The sequence below is a fragment of the Sphingobacterium sp. UBA5670 genome, assembly GCF_002420705.1.
Classification (GTDB): Bacteria; Bacteroidota; Bacteroidia; order Sphingobacteriales; family Sphingobacteriaceae; genus Sphingobacterium.
In genome coordinates, this window is the sequence record NZ_DIIM01000019.1 from 14,780 (window position 1) to 37,453 (window position 22,674).

At 40.4% G+C, this 22,674-nt stretch carries 19 protein-coding genes; 10 read left to right on the forward strand and 9 right to left on the reverse strand.

Going from position 1 to position 22,674, the window contains the following annotated elements; translation table 11 throughout:
* Positions 1-2 precede the first annotated feature (2 nt).
* From B3C94_RS16050 to trmD, 9 genes are all read right to left on the reverse strand, one after another.
* The gene (locus B3C94_RS16050) at positions 3-2,426 is read right to left on the reverse strand and encodes a TonB-dependent receptor (RefSeq protein ID WP_293905431.1); all 2,424 of its coding nucleotides are present in this window, start codon (positions 2,424-2,426) and stop codon (positions 3-5) included.
* A gap of 113 nt (positions 2,427-2,539) precedes the next feature.
* On the reverse strand, positions 2,540-3,628 hold the full coding sequence (locus tag B3C94_RS16055) for a hypothetical protein (RefSeq protein ID WP_293905433.1): 1,089 nt from the start codon (positions 3,626-3,628) through the stop codon (positions 2,540-2,542).
* 143 nt (positions 3,629-3,771) lie between these two features.
* Positions 3,772-4,410, reverse strand: a complete 639-nt coding sequence (locus B3C94_RS16060; protein WP_293905435.1) for a hypothetical protein — start codon at positions 4,408-4,410, stop codon at positions 3,772-3,774.
* Positions 4,411-4,466: 56 nt separating this feature from the next.
* Positions 4,467-4,982: an RNA polymerase sigma-70 factor gene (locus B3C94_RS16065; RefSeq protein WP_293905437.1), complete on the reverse strand. Its 516-nt coding sequence runs from the start codon at positions 4,980-4,982 to the stop codon at positions 4,467-4,469.
* A 67-nt stretch (positions 4,983-5,049) separates the two neighbouring features.
* On the reverse strand, positions 5,050-5,832 hold the full coding sequence (trpC, locus tag B3C94_RS16070) for an indole-3-glycerol phosphate synthase TrpC (protein ID WP_293905439.1): 783 nt from the start codon (positions 5,830-5,832) through the stop codon (positions 5,050-5,052).
* Between the two features lie 11 nt (positions 5,833-5,843).
* Positions 5,844-6,419 (reverse strand): anthranilate synthase component II, encoded by a 576-nt coding sequence (locus B3C94_RS16075; protein ID WP_293905441.1) that lies wholly within the window; start codon positions 6,417-6,419, stop codon positions 5,844-5,846.
* On the reverse strand, positions 6,406-6,699 hold the full coding sequence (locus B3C94_RS16080; RefSeq protein WP_293905443.1) for an isochorismate pyruvate-lyase: 294 nt from the start codon (positions 6,697-6,699) through the stop codon (positions 6,406-6,408). Before B3C94_RS16080 ends, B3C94_RS16075 begins: the two co-directional genes overlap by 14 nt.
* The gene (locus tag B3C94_RS16085; protein ID WP_293905445.1) at positions 6,696-8,099 is read right to left on the reverse strand and encodes an anthranilate synthase component I family protein; all 1,404 of its coding nucleotides are present in this window, start codon (positions 8,097-8,099) and stop codon (positions 6,696-6,698) included. The genes B3C94_RS16080 and B3C94_RS16085 overlap by 4 nt, the downstream gene beginning before the upstream one ends.
* Positions 8,100-8,356: 257 nt before the next feature.
* Positions 8,357-9,034: a tRNA (guanosine(37)-N1)-methyltransferase TrmD gene (gene trmD / locus B3C94_RS16090; protein WP_293905447.1), complete on the reverse strand. Its 678-nt coding sequence runs from the start codon at positions 9,032-9,034 to the stop codon at positions 8,357-8,359.
* A gap of 84 nt (positions 9,035-9,118) precedes the next feature.
* Here trmD and B3C94_RS16095 point away from each other — a divergent pair, with 84 nt between their 5' ends.
* From B3C94_RS16095 to B3C94_RS16140, 10 genes are all read left to right on the forward strand, one after another.
* Entirely contained in the window at positions 9,119-10,750 is a 1,632-nt protein-coding gene (locus B3C94_RS16095; protein ID WP_046674822.1) for an ABC-F family ATP-binding cassette domain-containing protein, read from the forward strand.
* 373 nt (positions 10,751-11,123) lie between these two features.
* On the forward strand, positions 11,124-12,635 hold the full coding sequence (locus tag B3C94_RS16100; RefSeq protein WP_293905449.1) for a gluconokinase: 1,512 nt from the start codon (positions 11,124-11,126) through the stop codon (positions 12,633-12,635).
* Positions 12,636-12,651: 16 nt separating this feature from the next.
* A complete protein-coding gene (locus tag B3C94_RS16105) occupies positions 12,652-13,974 on the forward strand; it encodes a gluconate:H+ symporter (protein WP_293905452.1) in 1,323 nt (440 codons plus the stop codon).
* Positions 13,975-14,268: 294 nt separating this feature from the next.
* Positions 14,269-15,753, forward strand: a complete 1,485-nt coding sequence (locus B3C94_RS16110; RefSeq protein WP_293905454.1) for a TPM domain-containing protein — start codon at positions 14,269-14,271, stop codon at positions 15,751-15,753.
* A 164-nt stretch (positions 15,754-15,917) separates the two neighbouring features.
* Positions 15,918-16,520: a CDP-alcohol phosphatidyltransferase family protein gene (locus tag B3C94_RS16115; RefSeq protein WP_293905456.1), complete on the forward strand. Its 603-nt coding sequence runs from the start codon at positions 15,918-15,920 to the stop codon at positions 16,518-16,520.
* Positions 16,513-17,337, forward strand: coding sequence for a phosphatidate cytidylyltransferase (locus B3C94_RS16120; protein WP_293905458.1), 825 nt, complete (start codon positions 16,513-16,515; stop codon positions 17,335-17,337). The genes B3C94_RS16115 and B3C94_RS16120 overlap by 8 nt, the downstream gene beginning before the upstream one ends.
* A 60-nt stretch (positions 17,338-17,397) precedes the next feature.
* Positions 17,398-18,429: a patatin-like phospholipase family protein gene (locus tag B3C94_RS16125; RefSeq protein ID WP_293905461.1), complete on the forward strand. Its 1,032-nt coding sequence runs from the start codon at positions 17,398-17,400 to the stop codon at positions 18,427-18,429.
* Between the two features lie 4 nt (positions 18,430-18,433).
* Entirely contained in the window at positions 18,434-19,189 is a 756-nt protein-coding gene (locus B3C94_RS16130) for an SDR family NAD(P)-dependent oxidoreductase (protein ID WP_293905463.1), read from the forward strand.
* Positions 19,171-20,583: a phosphatase PAP2 family protein gene (locus B3C94_RS16135; RefSeq protein WP_293905465.1), complete on the forward strand. Its 1,413-nt coding sequence runs from the start codon at positions 19,171-19,173 to the stop codon at positions 20,581-20,583. Before B3C94_RS16130 ends, B3C94_RS16135 begins: the two co-directional genes overlap by 19 nt.
* Positions 20,584-20,841: 258 nt before the next feature.
* Positions 20,842-22,545, forward strand: a complete 1,704-nt coding sequence (locus tag B3C94_RS16140) for a bifunctional alpha/beta hydrolase/class I SAM-dependent methyltransferase (protein WP_293905467.1) — start codon at positions 20,842-20,844, stop codon at positions 22,543-22,545.
* The last annotated feature ends 129 nt before the right edge of the window (positions 22,546-22,674 follow it).

Sequence of the window (22,674 nt, forward strand, 5' to 3'; positions counted from 1 at the left end):
AATTAATTGTGATTAAAGCTATTTAAGAAATATCGGAGTTTGACGTGAAATGAACGCCCTGGTTTTTGTAACCTAAAGTTGTCATAAGCCAGCTCATCGGTCAGGTTTCTGCATTCGACAGAAATATTGTATTTGTCTTTTGCAAAAGAATAGGAAAGAGCTGCATTATGGATAAACTGTGTAGGTATTTGGTTTTTAGATTCCTTACTACCCACACTTTCCCAATCCAAGTAATACCAGTGTGTGTAGTTTGAGGACCAGATAAACTGCAATTTAGTATCCGGTGCCAACCAATTATTTTTATAGATGCTCAAATTGAGATTCCCATACAACCAAGGTTGATTGGGCACTCTGTCGTTATAGGTTATATCGGGGTTAGCGGTTTGCCCATCAATATATTTGGACTTATTCGTTGAGTTTTGGTACGTACCATTGATCGAAAAGTCCAACAAATTAGCATATTGATATTTTAATTCTGCTTCAATGCCATTGATTGTAGTCTTGTCCAAATTTTGGTAACTGGAGAACTTCCCACCCGTAGGCTTGAAATAGATAAAATCGCGTGCATACCGTAGGAAATAAGAACTCTCAAAGTTAAGGCTGTGTTTACCAAAGTGTTGATTGAGATAAAAACCGAGATTGATGTTGTTACTATTCTCAGGTTTCAGCTTGTTATTGGCGATGATATTGATCCCATCACCAAACATTTCTTCAGATTCCGGGAGGCGATAGGTACGTTCGTAAGATGCCTTGATTCCGAGATTCTGTCTTAGGCTGAATCGGGAGGCCAGGCCATAGCCGATATAGTTCTTGTTGAACCGGGTGTCTTTATTTGTATAACCGTTGCCATCGCTGCCACTGAAATAGACAACATCTCTGGCAAATGTTCCTAAGTTGTACAACTTCGTAAAAATGGATGTACTGAGACGTTTGTCCAATGCAAGATTTTGATAGGCGAGTCCTAAGATATTTTTGGATATGGTGTTGGGAGTCCCCAATGGATTGCTTTTCGCATTACCAAGTTCTTCTTCTGCAGACCTGCTGCTATGTGCAAAATTATAATTGAGGTTGAGAGCGTTGAATTCGTCCAACTCATAACTAAAGTTTGTACGTATTAGCGCACTTTTGTTTTTATAATGGTAGATGGTTTTGATATCATTGAGTTCTCCCGAAATTGCTAAAGGGATTCCTGTTCCACCACCCCAACCATAGCTTTGACCAGCTGTATCGATAACACGGTATTTATCGATGCCATAAGAGGCATAGGCGTTCATATTTAGCTTTTCGATCAAAAAGTTGTCTTTTTTGTATTTGAAAGAAGGCATTATATAGTTGCCGACCTTGCGGAGTTCACCATATACGGTGTTTTGGCTGGCACCAGTCTGTATTTCTTTGTTGAAATCTGAATAAGTCAATCCTAATGAAATCTTATCGGCCCAAGATTTGTCGGATAAGGAAATTTCGAATTGTGCCATATCGGAACGATATCTATCGTGAAAGCGTTTGGCATCACGTTCTACGATGTCTTCATTTTCAATAACCTTAATTGGAGCCTCATTTTTAGGATTGTTGCGCATCCAGTAATTGTTGTCCGAAAGATTATGAAAGGCCCATAGCTGAAGAGAAAGTCCAGTTTTTTGATCTGTGAATCGACCATTTACCGCAGCACGCATAGTATTGAAGGAGCCATAAGCAAGACTGGCGTCCAGCATATTGCCGGCAGATTGATTGGTGATGATATTGACGGCACCGCCGAGTGCATCCGAACCAAGATACGCTGGAACGGCACCTTTAAATACTTCGATGCGTTCAATTAGGTTAACAGGAATGTTATTTAGCGTCAATCCTGACCCGAAGTTTTCCATTGGAATGCCATCAATAAAGAAGCGAACCTGTTTTTCTGAAAGTCCGTTGATGGAAAATTTGAAATCAGAACCGAGACCCGCCGATTCACGGATATTTACACCGAGACTACGAGATAGTACTTGATTGATGTCAAGATTTAGATTGGCAAATTGTCTAGTTTCAATCGCATTAACAGAAAATCCTGTTTCCTTCAGTTTTGTGCTTTCCGATTTTGCATCAACTTGAGCAGTACCCAATCGTTGCGCTGTCGGATCTAGGTCAATGTTTACTGTTGTGGTAACAGTAGCAGGTATATCAATTTGAACCTCTCTGCTAACGTAGCCTACGGCAGATATAAGCACTTTATATTTCCCGAAGGGGATATGGGACAGTTGAAAATTTCCCGATGGATCGGATGTTGTTCCCAACTGCGTATTTTTTATTTTGATACTGACCGAATGTAATAAGCTCCCATCTTTTGAGCTTTTTATTTGTCCTTGCAATATACCGTATTGTTGGGCAAAGAGAGTAGAAGAAAACGATAGCAATACGCAGGTAGATATTGCCCTAAAATTTGACATACGCTTATTTAGATTAAATACATATTATCTAAGTAGCGTAACTCTAGATTTACCGAAGGTCCTACAGTGAAAAAAAAGAAAATTTTTTGTAAAAGTCTGTTTTACAGGATAAATTAATTTAGTCGATCTATCCTTACGATAAAATCCGTAGCCTGATCCAATTGAAGACCTGCCTTTATCTCTCCTGATTTGATATCATAGATCCAGACCTGATGTCGGTCTGAGTTGTCATCGATGGCAATATAGGCTTTCCCATTTTCAACAAGAACAGATTCTTTTCGGGTTCCTTTGTCAAAAGGAAGATCTAGCTTGTGTGTGGTTTTGGTACTAAGGTCAACAAGAAAATATTCAAATTGATAAGTAGAGTGGTGGTCGCTAAAATCGGTATAGCGATCTTTACGCTCGCTTCGTACAATCGCTTGATGGTTTCCCAGATACCACATACCATAAGCGTGGTTATGAGTCTGTGCTGTTAAATCAAAGAAATAGTTCGGGTCAATTTGAGTTGACTTTTGATCAATTTTAAAGATTGCTGTAGACTTTGATGGTGTATTGCCCAATGCAATACCGGGGCAGGCCATAAAGTAGTAATTCCCGTTTTCATCATTGAAACTGTAAGATTGGACTGTGTTTATTCCACCTGGATAAGTAGATCGGGTATCTTTTTGGATTCCCTTTAGCTTTAGTGTTGTTTTATCTAGGGTAGCCACATATAGGGTATCTATTGTGGTAAAGTCTGTTTCATTGATAATTTTATTAAACGTGTAACCAACTAGCAGTTGTTGCTGGTGTATGGTACTAAAGCCAATGGAGATAATATTGAAGTCGGGGGCTGAGGGAGGTATCTTTAACTCGTGCTGCTGCACGATTTTAAAGGGTTTGATAGCGACCTTTGTGTACCATAAACGCCGGTTAGTTTTGTTGTCTGATGTAAATAAGAGCAGTGTATCGTTATTTAGCCAGTTGATATTTTCTATATGCTGGTCTGGCATTGACAGTTCTCCAATTTCTTTTAATCCTGTTGTTTCTAGGATATATTTTCGAAATCTTCCTTCTCTCAGAAAATAAAACTTATTGTTTTTAATAATGACACTGCGATCAAACTGCTGTGTTGGAATTTCGACCCCATTTTGTTGAATATCCAATGTTCCACTGTCGATTTGGGTAGATGTCACAATTGTATTCCCTAGATCTTTATCCATCGTGTACAAGCTGTATTTGCCGGATAAGTTTTTCTCTTCATGTCCAAATTGACAGCTTATCATTAAGCTAAGTAGCAAAAGCGGTAAGAATAAGATATGACGGCTTGGTCGCATGTGAATATAGGTAATGGAATTAAGATCGATTAAATGATGTTAAATTGTAACTTGAGCTCGTGCTGTAATGTTGGAGCAAGAAAAGTGAGTTCAGATTTAGCGATGATCACCTGTTTTCCATTTTTTTGTGGCTGCAATACAAAATAGATTTCGCCCGTTTTTAATTCTTTCTTTTTATCAGCCCCCGGCATGTTGAAAGCAAAGTTCCTTTTGGGTATAAAGAGCATATTGCCTGTAGTCTTAATTATCCCTGTATCGGTATTGATTTGAGCTGTCGCATTTTTACCCAAAACTATTTTATAGTTTTGTTGATTGATATATTTCAAGTTCGCATTCCTCGCGTTGTCGAATGTCGCATCAGTCTTCTCCTTCATGTTATTGAACTGGTATAGGCCAAAACTAAGCAGGATTAGCAGGGAGGCTGCAATGCCAACATATTTAAGCGGGTATTTTTTGCTCCTAATTTCTATTGGGGCTTCTGCGGTCTCGATATAGGTGTTGATATCTGCCCAGATATCGTTTTTCAATTTATTTTTTTTAGCTATTGAAATAGGTACTGGGTTAGATTCGAACGTATCATCCATCAACCATTCTTCTACCAGCAGTTTTTCTGTTGGAGAGCATTGGCCTAGATGGTATTTCTCTATTAACTTATGGTCTATTTTCATCCGTATATTCTACTCAATAACAAAAGTACGAGATTTCTCTTTTCTGCATCAACAACTTACGATATATATTCTATTAATTCTGTCTTTAATGTTTTTAAAGCTCTAGAAATATGATATTCAACTGCTCTTTCAGAGATCACCAATTCCTGTGCTATTTGTTTGTTTGTAAGCCCTTGTTCCCTGCTCATCTGAAATACTTTGCGACATTGGTTCGGTAAGGTATTGACTAACTTTGAAATCTTGTTTGCGAGTTCTTCGGCAATCAGTGTATTGTCTGAATATTGAGATTCCGTTATGTTCGAAATATTGTTCAGATGTTGTTGGCGGGATACTTTATTGCGTATATATTCAAAAGTTTTGAGTTTGACCGATCGGATCAAATAGCGCTCGACGTCTTTCAAACGAAGTTCTTCTCTGCGCTCCCAAACTGATTTAAAAACGTCCTGTACAATCTCTTTTGAATGCTCTTCATCTTGGATATTGCTGAGACAAAAAGCAAACATATCTTCCCAATGACGAAGATATATTTGCTCAAAACTCTTTCTATCTATAATAAAAAAATACGTTTCCAAAATATAAAAAGCCCTAACTTATACTTGGGCAAATATAGTCTTATTTAGATTGGTTTTAAATAGGTTTCTATATTTCTTTTACAAAGTCTTTAATCGCTTGTCCTGGATCTGTTGTTTTCATAAAATTCTCACCAATTAAGAAGCCCTGAAATCCAGCTTTTTTTAAGGCTCTAATTGTTGATGGATCGGATATGCCACTTTCGGAAACTTTGATGTATTCCGTTGGAATTTTGTCCAAAAGATCATAAGAATGTTGAAGATCAACTGAAAAATCTTTCAGGTTTCTATTATTGACCCCAATTGCATCGATGTCGTCGAAAAGATTGTCTAATAGTTCCTGTTCATTGTGTACTTCGAGCAAGACATTTAAGCCGATTTGTTTTGCATAGGCTGCGAATTCCTGTACTTCCTCTTTTTTCAGGCATGCTGCAATTAAAAGGATGATATCTGCTCCATAAGCTTTTGCTTCTGTGATCTGATACTTATCTACGATGAATTCTTTTCTTAATATAGGAATACTGATAGCTTCACGTGCTTTCGATAGATCTTCTAAATTACCTTTGAAAAATTCTCCATCCGTAAGGACAGAGACTGCTGAAGCACCTGCTTCCTCGTATGCCTTGACAACATCCTCCACTGCTGAAATGCTATTGATGTCTCCTTTTGATGGCGATGCTCTTTTGTATTCAGCTATAATTCCTGTTTTTTCAGGATCAAGAACAGATTCTCTCAACGATAGACAAGCCACACTGAAATAAGGATAGTTTAATAGTTCCTCCATGGGAACTAAAGCTTTTGCTTGTTCTACTTCTATTTTTTTTCGTTCAATGATTTTATCAAGTATAGTCATTTTTTTAAGTTTTAGATTCCCAACCAGTTTTCAATTAACTTTTTGCCATTTGTGGTCAATACCGATTCGGGGTGGAACTGCATTCCCCTTACATCGTATTCGGTATGGGTTAAGGCCATAATGATGCCATTCTCGTCGATCGCAGTTACCTTGAGGATAGCTGGTAGGGTGTCTTTGTTTACGGCCCAAGAATGGTAGCGTCCTATTTTAGAATCTTTTGGGAAATCCTGAAACAATTTTTCTGACTCATCTACAACTGTAATATTTGTTGCTACGCCGTGCAAAGGTTTTTCCATATTGAACAGTGTGCCACCAAAAACCTCCGCAATAGCCTGTTGACCTAAACAGATACCTAGGATACTTTTATGTGGAGCGTAGGTACGGATAACATCAAGTAATAATCCAGCTTCTTCTGGAATACCTGGGCCTGGTGAAAGAAGTATTTTATCGAAAGCATCAATATCTTCCAGTTTAAATTTATCATTTCTCCACACGACATACTCTTGTCCAAGTTCTTGTAATAGATGGACTAAGTTATAGGTGAATGAGTCGTAGTTATCTATAACGACTATTTTATTGTTGCTCATAACCTTTTACTATAAAATCTTGATTAATATAATTTTCTATCTCCCGGAATATGGATTGAATAAATTCAGTAGGCAAATTAAATCTTTCCGCCAATATCTTATAATTGGTATTTAGATTCATAATAAGATGTTGTTGCTCCTCCTGCTCGTCGTTTAAAGACTTACCTTTTTCAACATAAGTTTTGCGTAATGCCAATAACTCTACGATGCGGCTGTCAATAGTGTCTACTGAAATATGAATGTGTTGCTGATTGACACAGTATTCCAATGGTCTGATCATAATGTTTCTGCTAATTGTAATGCTTTTCGTAAAGCGGCTATTTTGTTATTTACTTCTTGAAGTTCCATTTCAGGGTCCGAATCCAAAACGATTCCGCCACCAGCTTGATAATGCAAAGTGTTTTGCTTACTTAGGAACGAACGAATCATAATGGCGTGGTTGAAATCGCCATTAAAACCCATGAATCCGATCGCGCCGGAATAAAAAGAGCGTTGCAGGCCTTCATAACGATCAATCAATGTCAACGCCATATGTTTCGGTGCGCCTGAGAGGGTACCTGCAGGGTATGTATCACCGACAATGTCAAATGGATTGATATTGTCTTTTAACGTACCTGTAACTTTAGATACCAAGTGGATAATGTGGGAGTAATATTGTGGTTCCATGTAGGATTCAACTTTTACTTGGGTACAATGCCGGCTTAAGTCATTGCGTGCGAGATCCACGAGCATCACATGTTCTGAAGTTTCTTTGGGATCTTGTTTGAGTCTGGAGGCGATCTTCTGATCTTCGTCCATGTCCCCTGTCCGTTTGAATGTTCCGGCAATGGGGAAGATCGTTGCCTGTTTTCCATGTATCCGCAATTGCGCTTCCGGTGATGAACCGAACAGCTTAAAATCACCGTAATCGAAGTAGAAAAGGTAAGGTGATGGATTAATAGAGCGTAGTGCACGATAAACATTAAATTCATCACCAGAGAAAGGTGTTTTAAAACCCCTCGATGGCACAATCTGGAAAACGTCTCCGCGCTGGATATGTTCTTTCATCTTTTTAACCAGCTGGCGGTGCTCCTCATCGGTACGGTTGGAACTCTCTTCTCCGGCTAATTTGAACGTATACTCTGGAAAATTCTTGTTCTGGATAAGGAACTGAATTCTTTCAAGCTCTGACTCTTCGTCTTCCAAAAGGTGTTCGAAAATGTAAAGCTGGTTGCGGAAGTGGTCTATGGCAATGACATATTTGTAAATATGATATTGCATGAATGGTATTTTCCGCGCTGGATCTACTGCTGTTGTTAATTTGATATCTTCAAAATGTTCGATACAATCGAAGGTGAAATAACCAAAAAGACCATTGGATATTAAATTGAGTTCAGCAACTGTGGAGTCTTCAAAGGAATTTCTAAAATCGGAAACTTCCTGACGTAACTCAATTTCCTGTGCATTTTTTACGATACGTTCCCTTCCCGGATAGGTTAAAGTCAGCTCCTTCTCATCGAGCTGAATGCCTGCAATAGGCTGACAGCAGATATAGCTGATGTTGTTGTCGCGACTATGGTAATCGGAGCTTTCCAATAACAATGAGTTTGGAAAAATGTCTCTTAGGCGAAGATAGATGCTCACTGGCGTAGTTGTATCCGCGAGCAATTTTCTGCTTTGTGTTTTGAATGTATACTTCATTTTGTTTCTTATCTTCTTGTTGTAAATTTTAATAATAAAAAAACCCGATACTGGTTAGCATCGGGTTTGGAATTTCCATAAATGGTTTTGGTTGATTATGAAATATTATGACAATACCAATTAGTTCCCGATGCTTACTGCTTCAGGCCACCACCAATTTGTATTTGTATATCTTCGTGTCATTATTACACAAATTTATAAAAAAAAATAAATAAGCAAACTTTTTGTGACAAAAAAACAAAAATTCACCTTATTTCTTAATCATTTAATAAATCAGGACGTCTTTCTTGTGTTCTTTTTAACTGCTGTTCATCCTTCCAGGCGGCAATTTTTGCCTCATGTCCACTGAGGAGAATATCGGGTACTTTGTGGCCTTTCCAGTCTGCAGGGCGTGTGTAGATCGGAGCATCGAGCAAACCATCCTGAAAAGAATCTGAAAGCGCAGATGTCTCGTCCGACAAAACTCCGGGAATCAAACGAATAATTGCGTCTGTAACAATTGCCGCTGGGAGCTCGCCTCCAGATAGTACATAGTCACCAACAGATATCTCCTTTGTTACATAAATATCGCGGATACGTTGGTCTATTCCCTTGTAGTGTCCACATAGAATCATCATATTCCCTTTTGTGGATAATCCGTTTGCGATATCCTGATTGAAGGTTTCTCCATCGGGCGTCATATAGATAATCTCATCGTATGTCCGTTCGGCCTGTAACTGCTCAATGCACTTGGCAAAAGGTTCAATTTGAAGGACCATCCCGGATCCGCCTCCGTAAGGATAATCATCGACACTCTTGTGTTTATTTGTGGAATAGTTTCTTAAATTGTGAACATGTATTTCAGCCAAGCCTTTATCCTTTGCTCGTTGCAAGATAGAGTGTGCAAATGGGCTTTCTAAAAGGTCGGGTAAGACCGTAATAATATCAAAACGCATGGCGCAAAGATACACAAAAATGCTCCATTGTCTATTTATAAGATTGATTCGCTTATCTTTGTGCCAAAATTAAGTGAATATACAGTGATTGACGTAAATAATATTTCTGTTTCCTTTGGGGGAACAACTCTTTTTTCAGATGTATCTTTCTCGATCAATGAGAATGATAAGATCGCATTGATGGGCAAAAATGGCGCCGGTAAATCTACCTTGCTGAAAATTATTGCAGGGGTGGGCAAGCCTACTACCGGGAATGTTGCTGGCCCAAAAGATGCTATCATAGCTTACTTACCGCAGCATTTGCTGACAGAAGACAATGTGACTGTTTTTGAAGAAACATCGAAGGCGTTCGAGGAAGTGTATGGTATGCGTGATGAGCTGGAAAACCTGAATGAACAGTTAAATATTCGTACAGACTACGAGTCTGATGACTATATGCAATTGATCGAACGCGTGTCCGAATTAAGTGAAAAGTTCTATTCGATTGAGGAAGTCAATTATGATGCGGAGGTTGAGAAGGTATTGAAGGGACTTGGTTTTGAGCGCTCGGACTTTACAAGGCAGACTTCTGAATTTTCCGGGGGCTGGCGGATGCGTATTGAACTGGCTAAAATATTATTGAAGAAACCTGATTTGATTTTATTGGATGAGCCCACTAACCACATGGACATCGAGAGTATTCAATGGCTGGAGGATTTCTTGGTCAATTCGGCTAAAGCCGTTATTGTGATCTCGCACGATAGAGCATTTGTTGATAATATTACCAATCGTACGATTGAGGTAACGATGGGACGCATTTATGACTATCGCGCCAAGTATAGCCATTACCTGGAACTACGTCAGGAGCGTCGTCAGCATCAGCTGAAAGCGTATGAAGAGCAACAACGCTTTATTGCGGACAATCAGGAGTTTATTGATCGTTTCAGAGGTACCTACTCTAAAACATTGCAGGTACAATCACGTGTAAAGATGTTGGAGAAATTGGAAATCATTGAGATCGACGAGGTGGATACTTCGGCATTACGTCTTAAATTCCCCCCCTCTCCGCGTTCGGGCCAATATCCTGTTATCGTGGAAGACCTGACCAAGGCTTACGATGAACACGTTGTTTTCCAAAAAGCAAATATGGTCATTGAGCGTGGTGAAAAGGTTGCTTTTGTCGGGAAGAATGGTGAGGGTAAATCGACCATGATTAAAGCAATTATGGGTGAGATCGATTTTGAAGGCACGCTGAAAGTAGGCCACAATGCAAAAATTGGTTACTTTGCTCAAAATCAGGCCGCATTGCTAGATGGGGAGATGACCGTTTTTGATACTATTGATCAAATCGCTGTTGGAGATGTACGTGTTAAAATGAAAGACCTTTTAGGAGCTTTTATGTTTAGTGGCGATGATACGACCAAAAAGGTTAAAGTGCTATCTGGAGGAGAAAGAACACGTCTGGCGATGATAAAACTGTTGCTGGAACCTGTCAATGTATTGATTCTCGATGAGCCGACCAACCATTTGGACATGAAGACAAAGGACATTATCAAAGATGCTTTAAAAGATTTCGATGGTACGCTGATCCTTGTTTCACACGACCGTGACTTTTTGGATGGTTTGGCAGAGAAAGTGTTTGAATTCGGCAATAAACGTGTACGTGAGCATTTTGAAGATATTAAAGGTTTCTTGGAATACAAGAAGATGAGTAGCTTGAAGGATATCGAACGATAGTATCTAGATCAACAGAGTGTAAACTCGATAGATGGTTAAGTTATAAAAAGCGGTTTTATAAAAGCCGCTTTTTTGTTTTTTAAATGAAGATTAAATCGAGTCTTCAAGCTTTTTTTGCTTAATCCCAAAGTGTGTGAAAGATACCTTTCCGATCAATACGTTCCCAACTATTCCAAAATCATAGTTATCTCATCGTTTAATACCGTTTTTCTAAGTTGAAATTTACCATTTTTGTTGATACTATAACAGGCAATTATTTACAGATTGGTATGCGGCGCTTTTCTCGCTCCAATTACTTTGCTGGTATTGAGCCTTTTGTTGTAAACCAACAGATAATCCGTATATTGAGCTTTCCTAAACATCAATTTTATTTATGATCATTGGATTAGACATTGGGACATCATCTGCGAAAGCTGTTGCATTTGACTACGAAGGTAATATCTTGTCTCAGCATAGTATACCTTATCCCATATTAAACCCGTCGGAAGGCTGGTATGAGCAAGATCCGGAGATTGTTTATGGCGCATGTATTCATGCTATTATGCATGTAATGATTAGCTTAGAGCAATCTAGTGCTGAGATAACGAAACCCGTATGTATTTCGGTGAGCAGTGCTATGCACGGACTGATCGCTGTTGACTCGGCGGGAAAGCCACTTAGCAATTGCATTATATGGGCAGATCGCAGAAGCGAGAATATTGCGGTTGCTTTGGAGGCAAGTGAGGCGGGCAGGCTGCTTTATCAGCAGACGGGTACACCGATACATCCCATGTCTTTACTTTGCAAATTAATGTGGCTAAAGTCCAACGATCAAAAATTATTTGCTCAGTCGCACAAGTTTATCGGTATCAAAGAATTTCTTTTTTACCGGCTGTTTGGCGTTTACATGGTCGATCATTCCATTGCATCTGCAACAGGGCTTTTCGACATACATCACCTAAGATGGTCTGACCAGGCGTTAAGCTTGGCGGGCATAACTGAAGAGCAACTAGCATCGCCTGTTCCGGTCGATTATATTTTAAATATGCCGAGTCGAGAAATTGCGGCCTTGATGCACATCCCTGAAGATACCCCTTTTGTTATAGGTGGTAGCGATGGTTGTTTGGCTAATCTTGGGGTTGGGGCTATACGTCCTGGAGTGGCTTCGGTAACTGTAGGTACCAGTGGAGCTATTCGCGTAGCAAGTTCGCAGGCAAATCAAGAAAAAAAACAAAGGCTATTTACATACCTACTGAGACCAAATGAATATATAATTGGTGGTGCGGTTAACAATGGTGGTGTATTACGCAACTGGTTTAGAGATAACTTCTTGAGCGAATTTACACAAATGGAAGCAGATGGAGATTCTTCCGTGTCGTTAAATGCTTTGGTCGACTCCGTCGTTCCCGGGGCAGAGGGCTTGATATTCTTGCCCTATCTAACTGGTGAACGGGCACCGCATTGGAATTCCAATGCAAAAGGCGTTTATTTTGGAATACAGTTGCATCATGGCAGGGCGCACTTTGCACGTGCCATGATGGAAGGGATGTTATTTGCAATTTACAGTGTAGGACTCGCATTAGAGGAGAACACCGGTCCCATTCATACGATCTTTGCAAGCGGGGGCTTAGCGCGTTCATCGTTGTTGGTACAGATGCTTGCAGACATTTTCAATAAACCTGTATTTACCAAAAATACGGTAGAAAGCTCTGCATGGGGAGCAGCATTGATAGGCTTGGAGGCATTGGGTATACAGGGAGGTGAACCTACTATAAAAAACAAGCAAGTGGAAGGAAAGCAAGACACTGAGTACTATTATAAACCTAGTGAGGAGAATCACGCTGTATATAGGAAGAACTTCCAGAAATTTGAACACCTATACAATATATTGGAAGGTGAGTTTTAACTAGATATAAATTATTATGCCACTAATCATCGTTATTTTGGGAGTAGCTTTACTACTTCTTTTAGTTACTGTCGTCAGGTTAAACACGATCTTTTCATTACTGATAACCTCTGTTGCGGTCGGTTTTGCCATGAATATGAGTGCCGTCGATATCCTTAAATCTGTTGAAACCGGAGTGAGTACCACTATGGGCCAGTTGGCACTATTGTTGGCTTTCGGGTCCCTACTGGGGAAATTGATGGCGGAGGGTGGTGCTGCGGAAAAGATTACAACGGTACTAACGGCGGTATTTGGCAGAAAGAATTTACCTTGGGCAATGGTTCTCACGGGCTTTTTAGTAGGAATTCCCTTATTTTACAATGTCGGTTTTATCGTATTAGTACCATTCGTTTTTATGGTATGCGCTTCAAATAAAATGCCCTTGCTTTACGTAGCCATTCCGTTGCTGGCAGCGCTATCTGTGACACACGGTTATTTGCCACCACATCCAGGAGCTACGGCCATAGCGCTTACCTATAAAGCGGATATAGGTTTAACAATGGCCTATGGCATTGTTGTGGCAATTCCTGCCATCATTATCGGTGGACCGCTCTTTGGCAGGATGCTTAAACGTATTCCGACAAACCCACGGGCCGAGTTTTTTCCTGAACACAATCAAGCAGATCGGAAAGAGCTTCCCGGATTTGCAATTAGTATATTTACGGGGCTTTTTCCAATAATTTTAATTGCTTTAGGTTCATTTTCACATCTAATATTTCCAGAAGGCTCCTTTTGGCTAAATGCACTACGTTTCTTGGGTGACCCGGTAGTGGCTTTAATGATTGCGTCGTTAATAGCGATGTACACAATGGGTATCCGCCAAGGTAAAAGTTTGCGGGAGCAGTCAGAAAGTGTGGAAGAAGCAATCCGCGGAATAATGATGATCCTTTTTATCATTGCAGCATCAGGCGCCTTTAAGCAAATTTTGGTAGATAGTGGGGTAGCGAACTACATCGCTGACCTAACCGCAGACCTGAGCTTGTCGCCTCTTGTACTTGCATGGTTAATAGCCGGTATCATTCGCCTAGTTATCGGTTCGGCTAGTGTTGCTGGGCTCACGGCAGCGGGCATTATGCTTCCCATTGTGCAGGCAGGAGATGTTACTCCTGAATTAATGGTGCTAGCGACGGGAGCGGGTAGTCTCATGTTCTCACACGTCAACGATCCGGGGTTTTGGATGTTTAAATCTTATTTTGGAGTGAGTATGAAGGATACGTTTCGCTCATGGACGGTGATGGAAACGCTCGTTTCTGTTATTGGATTGATCGGTGTCTTGATTTTACATTGGCTCGGTCATTGACAGCGAATGGGAAAGCTTCCTATTGCCATACAGCTTTAGTTAGAATCTGGCCTTTGTTGCTTGATAGTCGCTTCCGAAAGATTTGAAGTTCTTGTGGGAACGCGCACTGTTACTGTAGCTCCATAAAATGATTAGATGAAGTAATCGCAAGGATATACATGAATAGTTCAAACGAATATTGAATTATACAGGCCCATAATCGGTTGATTATGGGCTTTTTTTTGACGGAAACCTTTGTTTGATTTTTTTTTCTTAATATCGTGACAATGAACCAAATTTTGCTGTTGTAAAACTATGCGAAGCTTACATCGATTTTATATCTTTTTCTTAGTCTGGTTGGGAAGCTGCTTAACAGGGCTATCGTCTTTTGGACAATCTATTGCTTATACAGCAGACAATTTGCCCAGTCCAAAAATAAAGGGACAGGATCACTTTGTGTCCAATCCCGATGGGATTCTATCTTCGGGTACAGTGGCCGAATTAGATGGCTTATCGACGCAGATTGAGGCTGCTACAAAAGGTGAGTTTGCGATCGTTGTTGTGAATGATTATGTTGGCGACAGTGATTTCGAGTTTGCCTTAAAATTATTCAATACCTGGGGTATCGGTAAGAAGGAAAGTAACAATGGGCTTTTGTTGTTTATTGCTAAAGACCGACATGAATACCGTTTTATTACAGGATATGGTATGGAAAGTATTTTGCCCGATGCCTATCTTAAACGTATTGGAGAGAAGTATCTCGTACCCAACTTTCGAAATGAAGATTACGACCGTGGTGTTACGGAGGCAGCAGAATTTATTAAGACAATACTTACCTCACCGGATAGTAAGGCTGAACTGGAGCGTTTAATGCCGGAAGCGACACCGGTCTGGAGTTTTAAAAGTCCTATCCTGCGAAATTCACTGTTGGTTTTAGGTTTATTTGCGATCTGTTATATCTGGTTGGGTGAGGTGACGAGAGCGATCAAAGGAAAGTTGACGAAAAAGAGTAAATATTTTCCGCCTTTGGTAAGCGGATGTGGCTGTATGGGGTTATTAATGTTTATCAGTGTGTTTATCTGTGCCTTTGCCTTAAATAATTTTGAGGTGGTTTATCAGTGGAAAAATTTACCCTATTTTATATTTGTATTTGGTAGCATCACTTTGGCGATGAAATATAATGCAAGCCGTACGCAGATTGTTAACTCGTATCGCGATGAGGAGAATATCCAGCAGGCCTTGCGTAAATTTCGTGTCTGGGGACTTGTACCTCTATTGCTTAGTCCATTGGCATTATTTGATCTTATTGGATTAAATAAACGGATTCGAAAAAATGAACTGCGGTTGGCTCCGCCTGATAGTTCAGGACGTTGGTTACGCATGAATAAGGATGAAGTGTCTACCCGAGAAAGTGCATACCTGGATAAGGGGCAGCTTTTGGAGGAGAAACTCGGTAGCCGCTCATACGAAATTTGGATTGATCAGGCTAACCAAGAAACGAAGCTGGTTCCCTGGGATGAGAATGTCGGTTTCAGTGATTGTCCGGTATGTCATTATAGAACTTTTGAGACTGGGCGTACCAAGACGATTCGTGCAGCAACTTATAGTTCACAAGGGCTAGAAGAACGTTTTGACCTGTGTAAGAATTGTGGGCACCGTGTATCCCATGGGGAGCATTCAATTCCTGTTAAGGTGCGGTCAACATCAAGCAGTTCTGGCGGTGGATCTAGTAGTAGCGGTGGTGGTGGTAGTTTTGGTGGCGGATCCTCCGGCGGTGGTGGTGCTGGCGGAAGATGGTAATCTTTAATTTAGGACAAAAAAAAAGGTTTCCAAACGGGGAGAATGAAAACCTTAAATAACCAATTATAAACCTAAATTATGATGACACAAATATAGTGTATTTATTACACTATGCAAATTTTTTTATAAAAAAAATTAAAAAAGAGAGCAATAGCTCGTATAATATGATTTCTGTTTATAAATTAAAACCAAAATTCCAGCAGTTGCTGATGCCAATCTTGAACTTTTTGCATCGAAAAAAGGTGACTGCAAATCAAATTACGATCGGGTCGATCGCACTGTCTATGATTATAGCACTGCTGTTCTGGTATGCCGATCGTTTCCCTATTTTCTTTTTGGCGCTGCCAGTCGGATTATTGCTACGAATGGCATTGAATGCATTGGACGGCATGATGGCACGCCTTTTTAATCAGACCAGCAAGAGGGGAGAAGTCTTGAATGAAGTCGGAGATATTGTTTCAGATGTTATGCTGTTCTTTCCTTTACTGAAGTTTCATTCGGAGAGTTTATATCTGGTCGTAGGTTTTATCGTATGGAGTGTTGTGAATGAATTTTGTGGATTGATCGGAAAAGTAATTGCCAATGATCGTCGTTACGATGGGCCGATGGGTAAAAGTGATCGTGCTTTGCTGTTGGGCGTATATGGAATTTTAGCATTATTGCATATTTCAATCGTTGCTTTTTCAGGTTATATTTTTGGTGTTTTGTGTTTACTGTTGCTTTTGAGTTCGGTAACTCGATTGAGGAAGGCTTTGGCGCATGGCTGATGCTAACGGCAAGTTCGCAGATGTTCCTGTGCGTGTTAGAAGCTGGGGCTATATTGTTTTGGTATTGGCAGTTGCCTTCGTTCCATCACTATTATCTCCGCTATTCGTTGCCTGGATAACCTACCAAGGGATGCGCGAATTTGCTCATCTATTTACTCCCGAATTCAAGTTGAGTCCCTTTGTGTTTCTTTTCATGGCATTATTGCAAGCTTTGCTCCTGTACTTTTGCTCCTATCGGGAATATCTCCTGTTGGCTAGCTTCTTATGTCTGGGGCTAATTTTGTTTTTCAGATTCGGTTTAAAGGCTAAGAGTGGAGCGCTATTTGGGATGGTTTTTGGAGCAGTGGCTTGTCTGCTAGGATTTAGTCATTTAGCATTTATTCGCGCGATAAAAATGGATAACGATGTCCTTCTCGGCTTAAAACTTATTGGATATATTGTTGTTTTAACAGAACTGAATGACGTATTTCAATATCTAATGGGTAAGTTTTTCGGACGAAGAAAAATTGTACCGCGGATTAGTCCAAACAAAACAATCGCGGGATGTATCGGTGGGATCAGCTTAACGATTATACTGAGTAATTTATTGGGGTATTTTCTATTACCTTTTCAGAATTTTCTATACTTTTCATTGTTCGGCTTGCTGTTTGGTATTTTGGGATTTTGGGGAGATGTCCTCTTTTCTTATTTGAAGCGTAAAGCTAGTGTGAAGGATACAGGCACGCTGATTCCAGGCCATGGCGGACTTTTGGACCGTATCGATAGCCTGATTTTTAACGCTCCTGTATTTTATGCTTTGATCATGGCAGTGTTGTGAAATTGAATGTGGAAATGGAAACATTTGACTTGCATTAAGAAAATCTAACATCTTATTATCATGGAGTATCAACGAGCTTTATTATTTTCGGGAGGAGGGACACGGTTTGCTCTATATATGGGTATGTATGCTGCCTTGAGCGAATTGGATTTAAAACCGGATCTGCTTATTGCAAGCTGCGGAGGTTCAATGGCCGTAGCTATAATACAAGCTTTTCGTACCGATGCAGCTCGAAAATCCTACGTGCAGTCCGAAGAATTTTATCGATTTTTCCTTCATCATCGTCTTACCGAACAGCGCTACCTCAGGAAAATGGGCTTATATGTTTTGAAAAAGCAACTGAACAAAAAAGCAGCGCCCTATCTTGAAGATGTTTTTAGTCGCTATTTGGTGGAGATGGATCAAGACCTCTCGCCTTTATTGCCTGCATTGGATAGACCTTTTTCAGCCGAGGTACCTTCACTCATTATCGGATCCAAAATACTATTTGATCCGGCTGAGGTTGGGAAGAAACGGGGTGATAGAAAACTCTATCAGAAGATTCTGTTAGGAACATCAGATGTATTGGCGAAAGTACCGATTCAGGAGATCTTCATTGAAGATAATAATTATATGAACAGTGCTGTAGCACAAACAGTTGGGCTGTATTCAGAATTTTCCATGCTGCAAGCCGTCCGTATTTCGATGTCTGATATGTTTTATGTTAAACCAGTATCTATAAATAAAACTTTTTATGCAGGTGGAGCGATCGACCTTCTGCCCATGGAACTAGCCTATGTAATGGCTGAAGAGATTATATGTGAACGTAAACAGATGTACAAGGCACAAGAAGAAGCGTTGGTTCGAGCGGTGTTAGGTTTTAGCGGGAATACACGTTTGACTGATCTTTTACAGCGATACCCTGAAGTACATCGCATTGACACAAGGGATGCCGCACAGCAATTGTCTGGGCGCTATTGTAAAAAGGAAATCAATTGGCGTAAATTTGAAATTGCTTTGACTTTACCTGCAGATTTGCAGGAATTTGCCGATGCAATGGAAGCACAATGGAGCTATGGTTATCAGGTGACTTTAAATTCGTTTAAGAAATAATTGGATGAAAGTATTTATTGCCGGTGGTACAAGTGGTATAGGGCTAGCTTTAGCCGAACGTTATCTTCAACAGGGGGCATCGGTGGCCGTGTGCGGTCGGGACTTGACAAAAATGGAGGAAATTCCATTTGTCGATCAACTTAGGTGTTTTGAAGTGGATGTATGTCGGTTAGACGATTTACAGGATGCGGTCAGTTCCTTTCGTACGGATGGGCCTCTATCGCTTTTTATCAATTGTACGGGAAGCTATGCGGATGATGTCGCACGGCAGATCAGCTATCATGAGGCCTTGGCCATGTTACAGGTCAACATGATGGGAACATTAAATTGTTTTGAAGTGGCGAGAGCAGCTATGGAAGGGCAGTCAGAAGGGCAAATTGTTGTTGTTGCGTCTGTATCGGGAACTTTACATTTCCCCAATTCGAGTCTATATAGTAAAACCAAGCGTGCGGCTATCCAGATCGCTGATGCTTACCGAAGGGCACTACTCCCTTTTGGTATTGTGGTTACCGTCATCGCGCCCGGCTATGTCGATACAGAAAAGCTGCGGGAAATCAATCGGCAAGATCTGTCCAAGAAACCATTTTTGATCAGTGTAGATGATGCGGCGAAAAGCATAATAATTGCTATCCAACAAAAGAAAAAGCTTGTGATTTTTCCAAAGCGGATGAAATGGTTGATGGCTTGCCTGGGTATACTTCCAAACGTCTTATTGAATAAAATTATGTCTAGGAAAGCCAAATGGATGAAAAACGACTGAAAGGGATCAGGCAACAATTGCTTGCTTCTCTCTATTGTATGCTGCTTTTCCAATTGGGTTATGCTACGGCGGCTATTTATGCTTCAAGGTTAGCTTTTGTACCTGCATTTACGTTCAGTTTTGAACGCTGTATTCCATTTATCCCTTGGATGATTGTTCCATACATGAGCAGTGGATTGTTTTTTGCCCTTGTTCCCTTCCTTTGTCGAAGCCGCGCGGAGCTTTGGGGATATGCGCAGCGGTTTAGCTTTATCACTGTGGTTTCGATCTGCTGTTTTTTTATATTTCCACTGCGGTTTTCCTTTGATAGGCCAACAGTGGAAAATCCTGCTTTGGGACTCTTCTTTACTTTTTTAGAAAAGTATGATTCGCCCTTTAACCAGGCCCCTTCTCTTCACGTTGCCTATGCTTGTCTCTTTTGGTCCGTGATCGGTAAGCAACTTAAGGGCTGGATAAAATGGGTCTTAGGAATTTGGCTAGTATTGATGGGACTCGCTACCCTCACAGTCTATCAGCATCATCTGATCGATGTGATTACTGCGTTGATTTTAGTTCATGTGGGATTTATCCTTTTCCCATCACCTTTCAATCCATTTCAGGGGAACGCATTAGCATCAGGGGACCAACATCAAGATGTGTTGAGCACGATTGAGGCGAGAGCCCGTTTTAAGTGGGAAGTTAATCGAAGGAACGGAGGAATCGGTCATGTTTACTTTATTGCTGGCTGGGTTGTTCTGTTGCTGAGTTTTTGGAGTCGAGGGCATTTGTTTGGTTGGCATCTCTTGGTTTGGATATCCTTCGTATGTTTTGCTGTGGGGAGAAGTTATTTTATCAACAACCCAAACTTTCTGAAAAACGAAAATGGACGTATTCCTGGGTTTAAAAAGGTATTTTATGCCCCTTACCAAGTTGCTTACTGGTTGATCTGGCGTTATGTGAGGCAAAAAAATAATCCACCCTTCATGGAGGTTCTGCCAAGTTGTTATGTGGGGCCAAGGGCAAGTAAAGCAGACCTAAAAGCCTTTGGTTCGGATCAAAGGCTAATCGTTTTTGATTTAGCTGCGGAATTGGAGGAAGTTGCCGCGTTGCAGAAAAGGGCAAGTTATTGTTCATTCCCCTTGCTGGATATAGCTGCGATAAGGGGCGAGGATGCGGAGCGGATATTGGCGGCTCTTGTTGCCAATTATCAGCAATTACAAAAAGATGAAAAGATGATGATACACTGTACGATGGGCTATAGTCGGAGCATGGTTTTTGCTATTCTGTTGTCGCAAAAAATATTATCTTTAAATTTAAAGGATGCTATAAATCGGGTTAAGTCTAAGAACAAGCATCTGGTGCTGCATAAACATAGTTTATTGTTAATGAAAGTACTGGCTGGGGAAGATAAATAGAAGGTCATTTGCATGATCTTTGTTGTGGTAGGGTCATTCAGTGAAAGTTATACATGACATGTGCACGATTTCTGTGATACAGGGACGAATGAGAATAATCCCGAAGGGCTCATTGAAGCTCATCTGGACATTGTATATGATCACTGAAGTCGCCTAAGGCAGTATAAATGCTTTTAAGAAAGAATAGGTTCACGAATAAACAAAATGCGAAGCATCCAAAATACATTGGATGCCGGCACGAATGAATAAATTTTAATTATGAAATCAGGTTACTTTAAAAGTTTCGATCAAGGCGAATTATTGTATCGCGTTTGGAATTATCAATCAGGTCAGCGAGCACTAATCGTGTTGCACCGTGGGCATGAGCATTCAGAACGCCTGCAGGAAATGGCTATGGATCCACAGTTTGCCGGATACTCAATTTTTGCATTTGATTTACGTGGACATGGGTATACGAAAGAGCCTGTTTCGCCTATATTTATGAATTATGTGCGGGATTTGGACAGTTTTGTTCATTACATCGCCCGTGAGTATTTAGTTGATACTAAGGATATTTTTGTTATTGCAAATAGCATTGCGGGTGTTGTTGTCAGTGCTTGGATACATGACTTTGCTCCTGCGATTGCAGGTATTGCGTTGTTGGCACCTGCTTTTGAAATTAAGTTATATGTGCCACTTGCCAATCAGATGATTGCGTTGGGAACAAAGTTAAAGAAGGATCTGATTATTCAGAGCTATGTTAAATCGAAAGTATTGACCCATGATGTGGATCAGCAGAAAGCCTATGATTCAGATCCGTTGATTTCCAAGTCCATCAACGGTGCTTTGCTGGTCGATCTATTGAAGGCTGGCGAGCGTATCGTAGCGGATGCGGCAGCGATTGATATTCCTGTGATTGTTTTGTCTGCTGAGAAAGATTATGTGGTCAAAAATTCCGTGCAGAAAAAGTTCTTTGTGACGATAGCTTCAAAATTGAAAACCTTTATTACCTTACGTAATTTTTATCATGGAATTCTATTCGAAACCAATCGGCAGAAAGTCTATCACTATCTAAGGAATTTCATCGAGAAGGCTTATGCCCGACCACTTCCTGAATTGACACTGGATCCGGATGAATTTTCGGTCAAAGAGTATGAAAACTTGTACCATAAATTACTTCCGGCTGGTGAAAAGTTGAATTATGCGGTTCAAAAATGGACATTGGGAAAAATTGGTTCATTAAGTCAGGGAATGAACTTAGGTTTACAGTTCGGTTTTGATTCTGGAATATCATTGGACTACGTCTATCGAAATGAGTCGCATGGGAAAAACCGTTTTGGGCGTATCCTTGATCGCGGCTACCTGGAAGCTATCGGTTGGAAAGGGATCCGTATTCGGAAACAGCATCTATTGCAGTTGTTGGAAGAGCATATTGCCCAGGTTAAGGCGGCAGGAAGAGCTGTAAAGATATTGGATATTGCAGGCGGTACTGGAAATTATTTATTTGATATCAAGGAAAAATATCCTGATACTGAAATAGTAATCAATGAATTTCTTTTGTCGAATATCGCTGTTGGTGAGAAAATTATTCGCAGAAAAGGGCTGCAGGGAATACGTTTTACTAATTACGACTGTTTTGATCGTGCTACGTATACCAAACTAGAATTTGAACCTAATATTGTCATTATTTCGGGCATCTTCGAGCTTTTTGGCGATAATGAAATGGCAAGTCGGGCTGTACAGGGCGCAACTTCAATCTGTGAGGCCAATAGTCATTTGGTCTATACTGGTCAGCCCTGGCATCCGCAGTTAAAGATGATTGCTTTTGTATTAAACAGCCATCAGAAAAAAGACTGGGTGATGCGCCGTCGTTCGCAGAAAGAATTGGATCGTCTGATGGCCTATAACGGCGTGGTGAAGGAACGTATGCTTATTGACGATTTCGGGATATTTACAGTTTCTTCGGGGGCCGTGAAGGGGTAGCGCTGAGTGCAAGTGATCAGAAGAATCTGAGAAAAACATTGTCCAAGTTATTCCATGTAATTGATGTGCGAGATAAAATCTATAGCGTAGAGGTACGAGTCCAACAGATTATTACGCTGTTTAAATTCT

What these genes read in the sequence shown, in the direction of transcription:
- B3C94_RS16050 (WP_293905431.1), bottom strand. Translation starts at nt 2,426, where the DNA reads ATGTCAAATTTTAGGGCAATATCTACCTGCGTATTGCTATCGTTTTCT.
- B3C94_RS16055 (WP_293905433.1), bottom strand. Translation starts at nt 3,628, where the DNA reads ATGGATAAAGATCTAGGGAATACAATTGTGACATCTACCCAAATCGAC.
- B3C94_RS16060 (WP_293905435.1), bottom strand. Translation starts at nt 4,410, where the DNA reads ATGAAAATAGACCATAAGTTAATAGAGAAATACCATCTAGGCCAATGC.
- trpC (WP_293905439.1), bottom strand. Translation starts at nt 5,832, where the DNA reads ATGACTATACTTGATAAAATCATTGAACGAAAAAAAATAGAAGTAGAA.
- B3C94_RS16075 (WP_293905441.1), bottom strand. Translation starts at nt 6,419, where the DNA reads ATGAGCAACAATAAAATAGTCGTTATAGATAACTACGACTCATTCACC.
- B3C94_RS16080 (WP_293905443.1), bottom strand. Translation starts at nt 6,699, where the DNA reads ATGATCAGACCATTGGAATACTGTGTCAATCAGCAACACATTCATATT.
- B3C94_RS16085 (WP_293905445.1), bottom strand. Translation starts at nt 8,099, where the DNA reads ATGAAGTATACATTCAAAACACAAAGCAGAAAATTGCTCGCGGATACA.
- trmD (WP_293905447.1), bottom strand. Translation starts at nt 9,034, where the DNA reads ATGCGTTTTGATATTATTACGGTCTTACCCGACCTTTTAGAAAGCCCA.
- B3C94_RS16100 (WP_293905449.1), top strand. Translation starts at nt 11,124, where the DNA reads ATGATCATTGGATTAGACATTGGGACATCATCTGCGAAAGCTGTTGCA.
- B3C94_RS16105 (WP_293905452.1), top strand. Translation starts at nt 12,652, where the DNA reads ATGCCACTAATCATCGTTATTTTGGGAGTAGCTTTACTACTTCTTTTA.
- B3C94_RS16110 (WP_293905454.1), top strand. Translation starts at nt 14,269, where the DNA reads ATGCGAAGCTTACATCGATTTTATATCTTTTTCTTAGTCTGGTTGGGA.
- B3C94_RS16115 (WP_293905456.1), top strand. Translation starts at nt 15,918, where the DNA reads ATGATTTCTGTTTATAAATTAAAACCAAAATTCCAGCAGTTGCTGATG.
- B3C94_RS16120 (WP_293905458.1), top strand. Translation starts at nt 16,513, where the DNA reads ATGGCTGATGCTAACGGCAAGTTCGCAGATGTTCCTGTGCGTGTTAGA.
- B3C94_RS16125 (WP_293905461.1), top strand. Translation starts at nt 17,398, where the DNA reads ATGGAGTATCAACGAGCTTTATTATTTTCGGGAGGAGGGACACGGTTT.
- B3C94_RS16130 (WP_293905463.1), top strand. Translation starts at nt 18,434, where the DNA reads ATGAAAGTATTTATTGCCGGTGGTACAAGTGGTATAGGGCTAGCTTTA.
- B3C94_RS16135 (WP_293905465.1), top strand. Translation starts at nt 19,171, where the DNA reads ATGGATGAAAAACGACTGAAAGGGATCAGGCAACAATTGCTTGCTTCT.
- B3C94_RS16140 (WP_293905467.1), top strand. Translation starts at nt 20,842, where the DNA reads ATGAAATCAGGTTACTTTAAAAGTTTCGATCAAGGCGAATTATTGTAT.